General features: G+C 47.8%; 13 protein-coding genes. 2 read left to right on the top strand and 11 right to left on the bottom strand.

From position 1 onward, the window contains the following. A complete protein-coding gene (locus OXH16_11885) occupies nt 1–816 on the bottom strand; it encodes a phytanoyl-CoA dioxygenase family protein (protein MCY3682092.1) in 816 nt (271 codons plus the stop codon). A 202-nt stretch (nt 817–1,018) separates the two neighbouring features. Here OXH16_11885 and OXH16_11880 point away from each other — a divergent pair, with 202 nt between their 5' ends. After that, nucleotides 1,019–1,876 (top strand): sugar phosphate isomerase/epimerase, encoded by an 858-nt coding sequence (locus OXH16_11880; GenBank protein ID MCY3682091.1) that lies wholly within the window; start codon nt 1,019–1,021, stop codon nt 1,874–1,876. Here OXH16_11880 and OXH16_11875 read toward each other — a convergent pair. From OXH16_11875 to OXH16_11860, 4 genes are read right to left on the bottom strand one after another with little or no spacing between them, the layout of a single operon-like run. Further along, the gene (locus tag OXH16_11875; GenBank protein MCY3682090.1) at nt 1,869–2,336 is read right to left on the bottom strand and encodes an 8-oxo-dGTP diphosphatase; all 468 of its coding nucleotides are present in this window, start codon (nt 2,334–2,336) and stop codon (nt 1,869–1,871) included. The two genes, OXH16_11880 and OXH16_11875, sit on opposite strands and share 8 nt — an antisense overlap. A gap of 47 nt (nt 2,337–2,383) precedes the next feature. Then, nucleotides 2,384–2,563 carry a hypothetical protein gene (locus OXH16_11870; GenBank protein ID MCY3682089.1) on the bottom strand — a complete coding sequence of 60 codons (180 nt, stop codon included), beginning with the start codon at nt 2,561–2,563 and terminating at the stop codon, nt 2,384–2,386. A gap of 4 nt (nt 2,564–2,567) precedes the next feature. After that, nucleotides 2,568–4,109 carry a sodium:solute symporter family protein gene (locus OXH16_11865; GenBank protein MCY3682088.1) on the bottom strand — a complete coding sequence of 514 codons (1,542 nt, stop codon included), beginning with the start codon at nt 4,107–4,109 and terminating at the stop codon, nt 2,568–2,570. Between the two features lie 59 nt (nt 4,110–4,168). Then, a complete protein-coding gene (locus tag OXH16_11860; GenBank protein ID MCY3682087.1) occupies nt 4,169–5,500 on the bottom strand; it encodes an aminotransferase class III-fold pyridoxal phosphate-dependent enzyme in 1,332 nt (443 codons plus the stop codon). Between the two features lie 160 nt (nt 5,501–5,660). On the opposite strand from OXH16_11860, the gene OXH16_11855 reads away from it, so the two are divergent. Further along, nucleotides 5,661–5,882: a hypothetical protein gene (locus OXH16_11855; GenBank protein ID MCY3682086.1), complete on the top strand. Its 222-nt coding sequence runs from the start codon at nt 5,661–5,663 to the stop codon at nt 5,880–5,882. Here OXH16_11855 and OXH16_11850 read toward each other — a convergent pair. From OXH16_11850 to OXH16_11825, 6 genes are all read right to left on the bottom strand, one after another. After that, nucleotides 5,848–6,375, bottom strand: a complete 528-nt coding sequence (locus OXH16_11850) for a hypothetical protein (GenBank protein MCY3682085.1) — start codon at nt 6,373–6,375, stop codon at nt 5,848–5,850. The two genes, OXH16_11855 and OXH16_11850, sit on opposite strands and share 35 nt — an antisense overlap. An 18-nt stretch (nt 6,376–6,393) precedes the next feature. Further along, nucleotides 6,394–7,806, bottom strand: coding sequence for a DNA methyltransferase (locus OXH16_11845; protein MCY3682084.1), 1,413 nt, complete (start codon nt 7,804–7,806; stop codon nt 6,394–6,396). 49 nt (nt 7,807–7,855) lie between these two features. Beyond that, complete coding sequence (locus OXH16_11840; protein MCY3682083.1) at nt 7,856–8,962, bottom strand: DUF4238 domain-containing protein; 1,107 nt, start codon at nt 8,960–8,962, stop codon at nt 7,856–7,858. A 12-nt stretch (nt 8,963–8,974) separates the two neighbouring features. Then, the gene (locus tag OXH16_11835; protein MCY3682082.1) at nt 8,975–9,883 is read right to left on the bottom strand and encodes a hypothetical protein; all 909 of its coding nucleotides are present in this window, start codon (nt 9,881–9,883) and stop codon (nt 8,975–8,977) included. Nucleotides 9,884–9,954: 71 nt separating this feature from the next. Next, a complete protein-coding gene (locus OXH16_11830; GenBank protein MCY3682081.1) occupies nt 9,955–11,856 on the bottom strand; it encodes a DNA topoisomerase IV subunit A in 1,902 nt (633 codons plus the stop codon). A gap of 10 nt (nt 11,857–11,866) precedes the next feature. Further along, the gene (locus tag OXH16_11825) at nt 11,867–13,579 is read right to left on the bottom strand and encodes a toprim domain-containing protein (protein MCY3682080.1); all 1,713 of its coding nucleotides are present in this window, start codon (nt 13,577–13,579) and stop codon (nt 11,867–11,869) included. Nucleotides 13,580–13,604: the final 25 nt, after the last annotated feature.

Below are 13,604 nucleotides of genomic sequence, written 5' to 3'. Positions count from 1 at the left end.
TTAACCGGCAGCCCCATAGCGAATCTCGTGATAATCGCGGTCACTCGTAATCGGAACGGGTTTCCCGTCCAGAAATGCCCACTTTCCCACATCACACGCCGAAGCGCGGACAAATCCATTGATATACGAACGCCGCGGCTTATCCGTCGTATTTGGTACCGAACCGTGAACCGTATAAGACGTGAACATCACCACATCACCCGGCATTGCCTCACACGGCACAGCCGATGATATATCCACCTGATCTTCGACTTCTCCTTTTGCATACCGCGTCACCTTCAAATTTCCCAATCTGTGACTGCCGGGCACAACGTGTAAACAGCCATTGGCAATCGTTGCCTCATCCACCACAATAATGGTCTGCACATAATTATTCACCTGATCGCGAAACGCTGGCGTGGGGCGAATATCCTGATGCCATGGAAAGTGAATATCTCCCCCGGGCATCTTGAAATTAATCTGATTGATATACTGCTTCAACGACATTCCGATCAACGGCTTTAACAGCGCGGGAAACTTCGCACTATTCCGAATCTCCTCAAACGCGGGGTGAATGAGAGACGGCCACTGGACTTTTCGCAGATACGGAACAGCCTTTGTGCCAACCATCGGTCTGGGCGTCTGCAAGTGAATATGCACCTCGCGGCCTTTGCCCTGAAGAATTGCATCGGAAAGATCTGTCCGCGCTGCCAGTTCGAGAATATAGTCATACCCCTCACGCAAACGCGCAATCTCATCTCCATCAAACACGCCCTGTGCAATGTGGTATCCCTGCTCTCTAAATGCTTCGACTTCTTTTGTGTTCAGGGTCTTCATTTCATTTTCTCCATGTCGTTTTAACTACCGAATACACCGCATAAGCAGTATAATGGGTCAGTGGTCAGAAATCAAACTGGTTCTGAGATACGACCATCGCGCCTCTCTGGCCCTCAAGGCGGATCCTCAAAATCTCCCTTGAGCCATACGGCCTGGGAGATGAAACGTACGATTTCCCCATATAGAATAAGGAACCATTCAAATGGAACTCATTATCAACTCCAAATTTTTTGCCCAGTATTCTGTGCCTGAACTGGGCGAAAAAGCGATAGAACTGGGCTATGACGGCATTGACCTGTGCGTGCGTCCGGGCCATCCCATTCACGCAGACAATGTAATTGAAGTGTTGCCCAAAGCAGCCGAAGTCTGGCGCAGTCAGGACCTGATCTGCCCTATGGTCACCGCGCCCGTGACACTCGTAGATCCAGACTCACCAGAAATAGAAAATTACTATACCGCCTGCGCCGAAGCCGAAATACCCCGTCTCAAAATCGGATTCTGGAAATATCAGCCCGGCGATGATTACTGGCAAGTTGTAGATGCAGCGCGAAGAGACCTGGCAAAAATTGTGGTCCTGAGTGAAAAATACGGCGTACAGACCTGCTATCAGATTCACAGCGGGCCTTGTCTGGGAAGCAACTGCGCAGGATTGATGCACCTCATTAAAGGTTTTGCCCCGCAATACATGGGCGCATACCCCGATTTCGGACATCTGGCACTGGATGGAGAAGACTGGGCAATGGGATTGGCGATGATTCGGGATTATATCTCAGTCGTGGGCATTAAAGATGCGTATTATCTACCGCAACCGGAAGGTCAAATACCGCGCTATCGTCCCTGCTTCACAAAAGCTGGCGAAGGATGCGTAGATTGGCATCGCTGCCTGGGGTTATTGCACGAAATGGGATTTGACGGACCCTTATCCGTCCACACCGAATACAAATTCGATGAAACCATAATCCGCCAAGTAGGTTACGCGCAAACAACGCCTCCAAATTTGGAAGCATGGGCAAAAGAAGATGCGGCTTATCTGCGGCGGGTTTTAGAAGAAGTTAAATAAATGTGTGAAACACAACATCGTGATCGATCAACCGCTTGTTTTCATACGTAAATTTACCCGAAAAAAACGCATCCTGGTGTAACCACTTCAGAAAAATTTTATCGCCTTCCCAAAGGTTGAGATCGAGCAGTTCTGAGTCGTCAATCCATTTCAGGACACCTTCACTCGAGTCGATCAACTCACCCGTGAACCTCTCCGCAGTAAACACAAAAGCCAACCAGTCATTAATCCCATCAAATTTTGGAAACGTGAGCACACCTCGTAAAGAGGGATTTTGAATCTGCAGACCACTCTCTTCGCGCACCTCTCGAATCACGCATTCCTCAGGCGTCTCGCCCGCTTCCATCTTGCCACCCAGGCCATTCCATTTGCCCTCGTGTATGTCATTTTCCTTTTTCACTCGGTGCAGCATCAGCGTCTTATTCTCATTTTTGACATAGCATAAGGTCGCATTGATCATTGAGGTTTCCTTGATTGAATTAGCGCAACGCCAGTATATGCGCTGCGTCATTCGTGCTGGGAGTCTGAGGCGGATTCGCTGGCCCCGCGGCCAGCAGCCATGTTGCGGATCATCTGGACCACATCGCCAAAGCCTTTGCAGGCGACGGCGATGACAATGCCGTAAAAGAGGACGCTAGCGGCGATAAAGACGAATTGCCAGAAGACTTTCCAGGTTTCGACGTCCATTGCACTACTCCATGTTGCTAAAGTCTAAAGGACGCGGCGGGTGCGAGCGCTGCGTGAGCGAGGCGACGACCAGCATGGCGAGGCCGCCCAGAGCCAGGCTGGTAATTCCGACGAGGTTGGAGTTTTCGACCAGTGGCAACAAAAATTCGGGCACCAGGTGCTGGTTTTCGGTCATAATCAGGAAGTTGAGCGGCACCAGTGCGCCTAAGATCAAGGCGCAGTACGCACCTGGAGTATTGGCCTTTTTCCAGTACAGTCCCAGGGCCACGGTGCCGACGCAGCCGGAGAAGTAGATACTGCCGGTGACGTACATAAATCGGAAGGCCGTCTCGGGAAGCTGGTAGAGCGCGCCGAAAATGGCCAAGAAGGCAGCGAGGATGACGACGATAGCCCGGGTCCAGTAGATCTCGCGCTCGCTCGATAGCCCGCCCCAGGTTCCGTCTGCTTCGCGCTCGCCGCTCGACTTGGCGAGCATGGCCTTGATCGGCGAAACCACATCGCGGACGATGACGCCACTCCAGGCCAGCAGATAGCTGTCGTGGGTGGACATGAAGGCCGCGAACATCCCGGCCATGAGCAGGCCAGCGATGCCTATGGGCAGGATTTTGCCGAGCATTTCGGGCATGGCGTAGTGGGGGTCGAGTTCGGGATTGCCAAAATAGGCCAGTGCCGCGATGCCCCAAAACATCGGCACCATCGCCCGCCCCATAACTGTGGCAGAAGAAATCCAGAACACGCGGCGGGCCACCTTGGGGCTTTCGGCACTCAGCGGCCGCATCATTTCGGGTTGCCAGACCACGCCGACCAGGCCGACGCAGAATAGAAATAAGATCATTGAGATGCCGTAGCCGGGATTGGCTATGGGGTCAAAGCCGATATCACCTTTGTGGATTTGCACGGCCTGGACGAGGTTGTCCCAGCCGAGTTGCGGATGATTGAGAATGACATACGTGCCGAAGAAAAACCCCAGCGCCAGCAGCACGAACTGAGCGAAGTCCGTCAGCACCACCGAGACCATGCCGCCCATCAGCGTGTAGAAGACGACGATGAGCAACATGCCGATCATGACGTAGTTGACGTATTCCTTGTCGAGGCCGGTGAAGCCGACGACGAACTTGCTGCCGAGGATGGGAAAAAGCCCCATGTTGAGGGTGCCGGCGAGAGTGAGGATGATACCGCCGAGCAAGCGCACGCCGCGCGTGTACTTGAGTTCGTAGAATTCGGGCACGGTCATCACCTGCAAATGGCGCAGGCGGCTGACGATGAAGCCCGTGCGGCCGATGATCACGGTGGTAATCAGCGCCATGAGGCCAAAGACGAAGGGCACAAAGCCGTATTTAAAGCCCTCCTCGGCCATGTACATGACCGTAACCAGCCCGAGACCCGTTGAGACCATAGTGGCGACGGCCATGTGGATTTTGAGACCGCGGCCAGCGACGAGGAAGTCGGAGATGCCCTTGATGGCACCGCGCGCCAACGTGCCAGCGACGATGGTGCCGCCGACATAGACGAGAACGATGGCATAGTCAATCCAACTCAGGTGCATGCGTACTCCGGTGGTGATCGCAGGGGCGAAAAATCTAAACAGCCCGCGAATTTATCAACTCAACTTATAGCCCGAAGCGCAGTCACAAACGCACCTGCTACTCGGTCGGCTTGCTCCTCCGTTAAAATCAGGGGTGGCGCCAGTGTAAATACAGGCTCAGACCCGACCATAACATGACTCATCTTCCCGGTAATCACACCCGCGTCTCGAAGCGCACTGCCAAACTTTTTCGTCCTCTCGCTATCCAGTTCCGTCCCATCTTCATTTTGAAGCTCAACTGCGAGCATAAGCCCCAGACCTCTAACTTCTTTGATCAAAGGCGATGACAGTTCTTTGAGCCGCGCCAACAAGTACGCACCCACAGTCTCCGAATTTTCCCACAGCCGTTCCCGGGTCAGAATTTCGAGATTTGCCAGCGCCGCAGCACAACATGCCGGATGACCGCCATACGTGGAAACCTGAGCAAATTCTTTTCCCTCATCCGCCCCTCCCAGAAATGCCGACCAGACCTTTTCGGTAACAGCGCATGCACCCAGCGGCAGGTACCCGCTCGACACACCCTTGGCAATCGTCATCACATCGGGCACAACACCCCAGTGCTCGGCAGCGAACAATTTCCCGGTGCGCCCAAAACCAGTAATCACCTCGTCAAACATCAGCAAACACCCATAGTGGTCGCACACATCGCGCAGAGCGGGAAAATAATCATCTGGCGGGACAAGCACGCCGCCACCACCAACAACGGGTTCTGCAAGAACCGCCGCGACCGTATCGGGACCTTCACGTTCGATAACCCGCGCGATCTCGTCCGCCCCATGGGCATCGTCAGTGGGCAACTCAACGTGGATAAATCCCGGTGCCAGGGGTTCAAACGGCGCGCGTCGCCTCACCTGACCGGTCGCAGACATAGCCCCCATCGTAAAGCCGTGATAGCCCTTATACCGGCAGATAATTTTAAAGCGGCTTTCGCCCGGATGCGTCGCCCTGCCGTATTGTCTCGCAACTTTAATAGCGGTCTCATTAGCCTCTGAACCGCTATTGACAAAAAAGAAATGGTTGAGATCGCCCGGTGACAATTCCGCCAACCGCGCAGCGAGTCGCGCCGCGGGCACATTGATCTGCGTCATGGGATAAAACGGGAGTGTTTTCATCTGTTCATACACAGCTTCGACAATCTCATCCCGACCATACCCCACATTGACATTCCATATCCCGCCATACGCATCGAGATAAGTTTTCCCATCCGAATCCGTGATCTCACACCCATCCGCCGACACAATAACGAGCAAATCGTCTTCGCTCTTACCCTCATATTGCATCAAAGGATGCCATACGTGATGTAAATCCTGCTTGCGAACTTCTCGCAAATCAACAGGTGCAACACCGCTCATCGAGGTTCTCCAGTTTGAAAGGACATCTGGCCTTGTTTTTTTAAAATTCTTTCTATACTTCATGTCGCCGTGTAGGTCAGGAAGTTAATAGACAATTTGATGTTGTAAAAGAAAAATCATCCGCGCCCATCTTGAGCGGGATGATTTTAGGGGAACAACCATGTCTGCACCATCCTTTCTTTCTGAATTAGAAGAAAATATCAGTCGGTTGTCCTTAGATGATCAATTGCTCCTTATTGAGCGCGTAAGCCACCGAATAAGAGAAAATATCTCTGATAAAACAGACGGTGATGCACAGTTAAACGAAATGGCCGCGGATCCCGAAATCCAAGGAGAGCTTCAAAGAATTAAAAAAGAGTACTCAAGAAATATGAACTCTTAAGAATCCCATACTCTAGGCACTTTTCTATAATCAAATCCTTGTTCTTACAATTCTCTAAAACATCATAGTTGTTCTTCAGATCTTGTATTTTGTTAATGGAAATACTGTCTTGATCCAGTTGTTCAATTAGAACAGTGGGAACGAAATAGAGTTCAAATGAGTTACCGTTTATCGGATGAATACCAATGACAACATCTGAAGTTTCTGTTGATTGTCGGTATTTTTTAACGTCAGATATATATTCTCTATCTACACCGCCTCTAGTACCACCGGTAAAGCTAATAGATCGAGTTGCTGTTTTTACTTGAGCGCGGATAATATCTTCGCGTCCAAGTTCTTCATCTGGTCGCACAATGATTATATCGTAAGGTGACAGTGGCAAGGTGACCAATGAAACATTCCCATATTTTTTCATCAGCATTCCAACAACAATATGCTCATGGGCAAAGCCATCTATTGACGCTTGTAGCCCTTTATCTTTACTCATTGCCATGTTTTTTCCTTTCTATTCTTACTTTTTGAGCACCAAAATCCAGTCTGTATTGATGCGTTCCCCTCTTGGGACCTTAATAAAGTGCTTTATGATCTCTGATCCAAAGTAATTTTCAACATCAAACCCGATGTCTTCAGCGAGTGTCATGAGATACTTCCAACTTTCGAATAGCTGACCGCGAATCCGATTATTACCCACAACGATGATGTATCTCCCCTCCTTGCACAAAACCTTGTACACTTCAGCCAGATTCTTTTTCATGTCTTCTAAGTATTTGAACGCAATATAGGCTCTCCTTGGATCTACTTCAAAAATTTTAGAAATGACGGTATCCGCATCCTTTACACCAATCTGATGTTGTACCTGGTAATCACGAGATGAAACACTTTCCGTGCCCACGTTTTTTTTCTTTAACGGCGTCAATGTGCCCTCAGCAAATCCCAACCAATAAATTTCCAGCTGGTGGGTTCTCGGATAATCTACTGCATTGGCGTATGGAGGAGACGTCAATGCCAAATCAAAAACCTCTACATCGTACTTTATATTTCTCGCATCCATGTCCTCTGGGAAGTGAGTCGTTATACCATTGAGATCATTTTGAGAAAATTCTACCATCTTAGGCACATTGACCAGTACAGATTCTGCAAATTTTTTCAGTGCATCAGCAGGACATACCTTTTTGCCCAATGTTTTACGAATCACGGTTCGCGTGCAATTATCGTCGGCATTGGACACTGAGCGGATGATTGAGGAAAAACAAACTTTGAAGAAGTCTTTGATATCCTGACTTGTATCAAGGGAATCAATATACTTTTTTAGATAGGCCAGTTCAAGGGTAATCTCTCGATTGAACCAGTTGTCCCTATATGGGAAGTCAGGTATATCCGATTCTGCAACCAGCGAGGGTTGGTAATTCAAGACTGCCTGTAAAAGAGATTCTTGAGACGATTTGAGTTCTGCCGCATCTAAAGGTGTTACTTTGACTTTTGAAAGGAAGCGGGAAAAGGGATCAACATCAATCCCAACAGAGTTCCGTCCCAAGCGCAGAGCTTCAACATTTGTGGTCCCACTCCCAGAAAAGGGATCAAGTATGCGGTCTTTCTTTTTTGAATATCGTTGAATCAACCAGCGAGGCAATTCTGGAAAGAATTTGGCTGGATACTTGTGCAACCCATGTGTTAGGATACTCTGGTCGTAACTGATAAACAGAAATCTATCCCCATCATTGACGGGTAAATTCACAGGGATATCGCCATCTACCCGAATAATCTCCTCTCCAAACTCATTCTTAATCTTTTTTGTGTTATCCACGAATTGATGTTCAAACAAAAAAGGTTGACCTTCCTGTTGAGATTTTCTTCGTCTGCCATTTTTTTGTGCGACCTTCAGGGATATCGCTGATAAGGAAATGGGATAAAATTCTGTTTTCATTCGATAAACTCCTTATATAGAATTGTTGGGAATCCAATATATCCGGGAATTATATGCTTAAATTACCCAAAGATTCTCGTAGGAGAATAGCTGGAATACTGTGACCAGCCTCTATTTTCTCTTTGATATTCGTTCGGTAAAGCTTGGCGTCCTGCATTATACGAATAAAGGACGGTTTCAAATCGGTATTTATATCTGGTCTTGAGCCATGCATGTGGATAAGTCCACTTTCCCTTTCTTTTTGAACATTAAAGTTTTGCTTATTAAAATCATTTTGCATTCTTCTCATATATGGCTTGGCTCGATTATATAAAGTATCGATGTCAAAAGTTTCATTTTTAAAATAAATGTTTTCATGGGCAGAGCACATCTGAAGAATATTTATATCTAAAACCTCCTGTTTGTGGCGTATTGGTACGTTTCGACGCTGACTATGACCAACCTGATACGAAGTAGGATCATAAAACAACATTAACTTCGTTGGACTGATAGGAAAGAAAACTTGAAGTCCTTTTGCAGGCAATCCCGTACGAGAACCAGGTATCCCAAAAGATGACATAAAATTCAGTAATTGGTTGTATAAAATAACAGGATGATCAGACGTTAAAAATTCTACTTTAGTCTTGTTAATTAACAATTTACTCTTTAAATCTGGAGTCGTCTTTTTCACCCTATCAGAGTAAGCAACAACTATAGAAAATTCCGGGGTATTCCCCTTAAATTCTTCTACGATCTCCTCAAATTCTTCTTTTGTATGTCCATTTATGCGTAATAGATGAGGATTATTTTGTGTAACCGTGCCCTTAAATTGATCTAACATGCTATTTATTTCGTCTGTCATATACTTAGTTCTAAAAAGCTGCGTAAAAATGTATCGCCTTAAGATTTCATAGTTTCGATGCCAGGCGGGAGGCAAAGAGCCGTCCCGATCAATACCTCTAAGGACTTTTGATGCCTGACTTTCAAGATCGCTAAGCGAATTTTCTATATTTTCGCCCTGTTCGTAGAAAAAGTTTTCACAACATTGGCTTTTTAAGCTTGCTGCAGGTACCTTTTTTTTAGATTGGATATTCCACAGCCCGATACTTCTCCCGTCCGGTGAAAAACGCTTTAGATAGAACACAGGAACATAATGCTGTTTTTTCTTTTCGGGCATATATAATAAATCCTATTTCGTTTCCTCATTAGCTCGCGCCAACAAAAGGATGTTTGATGCGGTCAAATGAAGTGCGTATCCTGCGATGGATTCTGGAACGGGGACTACTGTACTTCCTTGTCCATGTCCCGATAGACGATTGCGAACAGTGGGAACGCCCGCCTCTAATGTGCTTCTCAGTGCCGAGAAGTGTGACTGCATGAAAGTTGGAATCAACTGGTGTTTAAACACAGTATCAATCAGACGCTTGGCAGTGTCTGTTTTATTGTAACTCCATCCTCTCTTATCGCAAATCGCCTTGAGACAACTCTCAAATGCCTTGAGACAGTCATTCAGGCATTCTTTGTATCTTCTCTTTCGATAGTGTTCGTGCGCGCTCAGAAATTCTGCATTCGCGCCTTTGTACATCGGGTCGGAAAGCATCGTCAATGCAGGCCTCACGACTTCTGTATGGATCACCTGAGAATCAACTTGAATTATTTTTCCAGATTCATACTGATACCCTACGCCGTGTTCGTTGAACCTATGATTTAGTTCTACAATCGCATCGTCGGGTGAAATCTTCCGGTCACTAAATGCATGAGCATTGTCATAGACGTAGCGATATAGAAATCGAAACGATAGTTCAATGACATCAATAGCCTGTTCTGTTTGCTCTGTCTGAAGTAGGAAGTTGGCAATTGACTCGAAGTCGGAACCATAGGATTCACTAAGTGAGAAGACCCCGTATTCATGGCACAAAGCCTTGTGGATGAACTCACAAGCGCCTTGAGCACCGTAGCTATTGGGATACCCCAAGACATTTTCCAAAATCTGGACAATCTGAACTCTTAATTGTTGAGGAATGTCGTACTGGTACACATCAGGAACTTCGCCCCGCCTTCGCGCCTGTCGCTTCGAAAAAAGATCAACTAGCATCAAAGTTCTCCTTAATTTTGGCCTAATGGGTGCTTATTCTCATTCGTTCCCCATTAGATTGAGTAACACATTTTTTAGGCTCTGGTCTTCACAAATTTAGCACTTTTGACCTCGCGCGCTGATAGGCGCATGCCTTTGGCAGTTTTGCCGCGAACCGCGTAGTCTTCAATCGCAAATTCTTCATTTAGAATACGCAGACGGGGTTTGGGTTTATAGGATACGTGAACCTCGACATCGCGGTCGGTTGTGAGCTTGAGCAAGCGGCATCCCGGCGGCACGAGTTCATATCCCCTATTCAAAATAAATGTGTCCAGCTTACAACGCTTGATACAGGGATAATTGGTCTTCTTATCCCTGTAAATAACCGTGTACACCCGTTCGGAATCGACAAAATCGCAAAATAGCATACCCTTATCCACAAAGAGACGATCGGGTGCCTCGTGCAGAGAATAAGTGCCATTTTTGCGAATCACGAGCACTCGGTCGTATTGCGACACATCCATAAGCGTACTGCCATTGACATCATAACCGAGATAACCCGTCTTCTTATCATAGCGCAACTTGAGATTGCGCTGTGCCACTTCGCGAGCATCCACCTGATCAAAAGAAGTAACCTCAGTACGTCGGGGATACTTGTCCTTGTATTGATCAACCAAATATTCCAGAAAATCAATGGTAAAGCCCGTGATATTATCGAGATTGGCCTTGATCTCCCTGAGCCGCGCGCGCATTTCACGCATCTCTCTTTTTGCTCTGGTGATATCGTAAAGCGAAATGCGTCGAATGGGAATTTGTAAAAGTGTATCGAGATCTTCTGATGTGACCTTGCGCCTGATTGTACTGAGAAAAGGCTCCAAACCCGTGCGTATCGCCTCGTGAATCGCACTGGAATCGGCGACATCCTCAATTGCCTTGTAAACGCGGTTTTCGATAAAAACCTGTTCGAGAGTTCTGGCGTGCAACCTGTCCCGCACCTGACGCTGCTCAATTTTAAGCTCTGCCGTGAGAATATCGACCAATTGGTCGGCATTGTGTTTGAGAATATCGCTAACCGTGGCGATATGGGGGCGATTGTCCTTGATAACGAGAGCACTGACACTGATCGATTGCTCGCAGTCGGTAAAAGCGTAAAGCGCATCCACAGTATCCTTGGTATGCACGCCCCGGGCAAGGCGAATTTCAATTTCGACTTCCTCACCCGTATAATCGCTGATACCCGCGATTTTGAGCTTGTTTTTCCGGGCTGCACCTTCAATCGAAGCGATGAGGGACTCAGACGTAGAGCCAAAAGGCAATTCGCGCACGATAATGCGCTTGGAATTTTTGGTATCGAGTTTCGCACGCACGAGCACCTTACCATTGCCATCGGCGTATTCGGCGACATCGACAAAACCGCCCGTCGCAAAATCGGGAAAGGCCTGAAAATCCTCTCCCTGGAGATAGGCAATTTGCGCCTGCAATAATTCGATCAAATTGTGGGACAACACCCGCGTGGTCATGCCCGGCGCAATACCTTCGGTACCCTGCGCGAGAAGCACGGGAATTTTCGCCGGAAAAACAACGGGTTCGTTATTGCGACCATCGTAGGACTCAATGTATTCGGTAATTTCCGGATTGAACAACACATCTTTGGCGAGCGGGGTCAATCGGCATTCGATATAGCGCGCAGCCGAGGCTTCGTCGCCAGTATAAATATTGCCGAAATTGCCCTGTTTATCGATAAACAGGTCTTTGTTCGCCAGATGAACCAGCGCGCCGTAAATCGACTGGTCGCCGTGGGGGTGATATTTCATCGTCTGCCCCACGACATTGGCGACCTTGTGAAATTTTCCATCGTCCTGTTCTTTGAGCGCGTGTAAAATGCGGCGCTGTACGGGCTTGAGACCATCGTCAATGTCGGGAATCGCCCTATCCTTCACAACATAAGAAGCGTGTTCTAAAAAATACTGGTCAAATAACTTGTCGATATAAGCCATTGTTAGTCCTCTAAATCAAATGCTCCACAATATAATCTCTGCGATCGGGCGTATTCTTTCCCATGTAAAATTCGAGGGTAGTTGGGACCTCGGCGAGCGCGCGCACGCCGACTTTAATCAGGCGCATATCCTCTCCGATGAATTGTCCAAATTCACCTGGAGAGATCTCCCCCAATCCCTTGAAGCGCGTAACCTCGGGATTTCGCAAATCTGCAACGGCCTGATTGCGTTCTTTTTCGCTATAACAATAGCGCGTCTCGCGGCTATTGCGCACGCGAAAAATTGGCGTCTCCAGAATATAGACGTGACCAGAAGTAACGAGTTCTTCGAAATAATTGAGGAAAAAAGTCATCAACAAATTGCGGATGTGGAAACCATCGTAATCGGCATCCGTAGCAATGACCACATTATTGAAACGGAGATTTTCAACACTGTCTTCAATACCCAAAGCCGTCATGAGATTGTAGAGTTCTTCATTCTTGTAAATCGCGGCTTTTGTTTTCCCAAACACATTGAGAGGCACGCCCTTCAGACCAAAAATAGCCTGAGTCTCCACATCGCGGGCAGCAACCATAGACCCGGCAGCAGATGGACCTTCGGTGATAAAAATAGTAGATTCATCACCGCGTTTTTTATCGCCCTTGTGATATTTACAATCCTTGAAATGCGGGATTTTGATGGAAACCTTGCGGGCGACTTCCTTTGCCTTTTTCTTGACATCGTTGAGTTCTCGGCGCAGGCGCTCATTGTGGTTGATCTTCTCCTGAAGTTTTTGCGCCGCCGTGGTATTCTTGTGCAAAAAATCGACCACAGCACTGCGCGTTTCAGAAACAATCCACGAGCGCACTTCGGTATTGCCGAGTTTGTTTTTTGTTTGCGACTCAAAAACGGGTTCTTTGAGCTTGACCGCAACAGCGCCATTGATGGATTCCCGCACATCCACGCCGCTGTAATTCTTCTTGTAAAACTCATTGACGCCTTTCAAAATACCCTCTCGAAAAGCACTTTGATGCGTGCCACCGTCAATGGTGTATTGTCCATTTACAAAAGAAAAATAGTTTTCCCCATAATTGGACGTATGCGTAAATGCAAATTCGAGATATTGCCCCTTGTAATACGCGGGTTCGTAAAGCGCCGAATCATCGACCTCGCGGCTGAGAAAATCGAGCAAGCCGCGCCTTGAGACGAATTTCTGTTTGTTAAAAACGAGCGTGAGACCGCTATTGAGGCAGGCGTAGTTCCACATGCGGCGCTCGACGTATTCGAAATTGTAATCGTATTCGTCAAAAATCTCAGAATCGGGCGTGAACTCAAAAAGGGAGCCATCTGGTTCCCGAGTCCTCCCCTTTTTTTCGGAAATGAGCTTCCCACGCGTAAAGCGGGCTTCGGCGTACCTGCCATCGCGATAGGCCACCACACGAAAATCCGTAGAAAGCGCATTGACCGCTTTGCTACCCACGCCATTGAGACCCACGCTAAATTGGAAAACATCGTCGTTGTATTTGGCACCGGTATTGATCACAGAAACGCATTCGACAATTTTGCCGAGCGGAACACCGCGCCCATAGTCGCGCACACTGACGTGATTGGCGTCAATAGTCACATCGATTTTTGTGCCAAAACCCGAAATAAATTCATCGACGGCATTATCCACTACCTCTTTGAGCAAAACGTATATACCGTCGTCGGGATCAGTACCCGAGCCGAGCCGCCCAATGTACATACCCGTGCGCAACCGAATATGCTCG

The sequence above is a fragment of the Gemmatimonadota bacterium genome (assembly GCA_026705765.1).
Classification (GTDB): Bacteria; Latescibacterota; UBA2968; order UBA2968; family UBA2968; genus VXRD01.
This window is presented reverse-complemented; position numbering and strand designations above follow the sequence as displayed.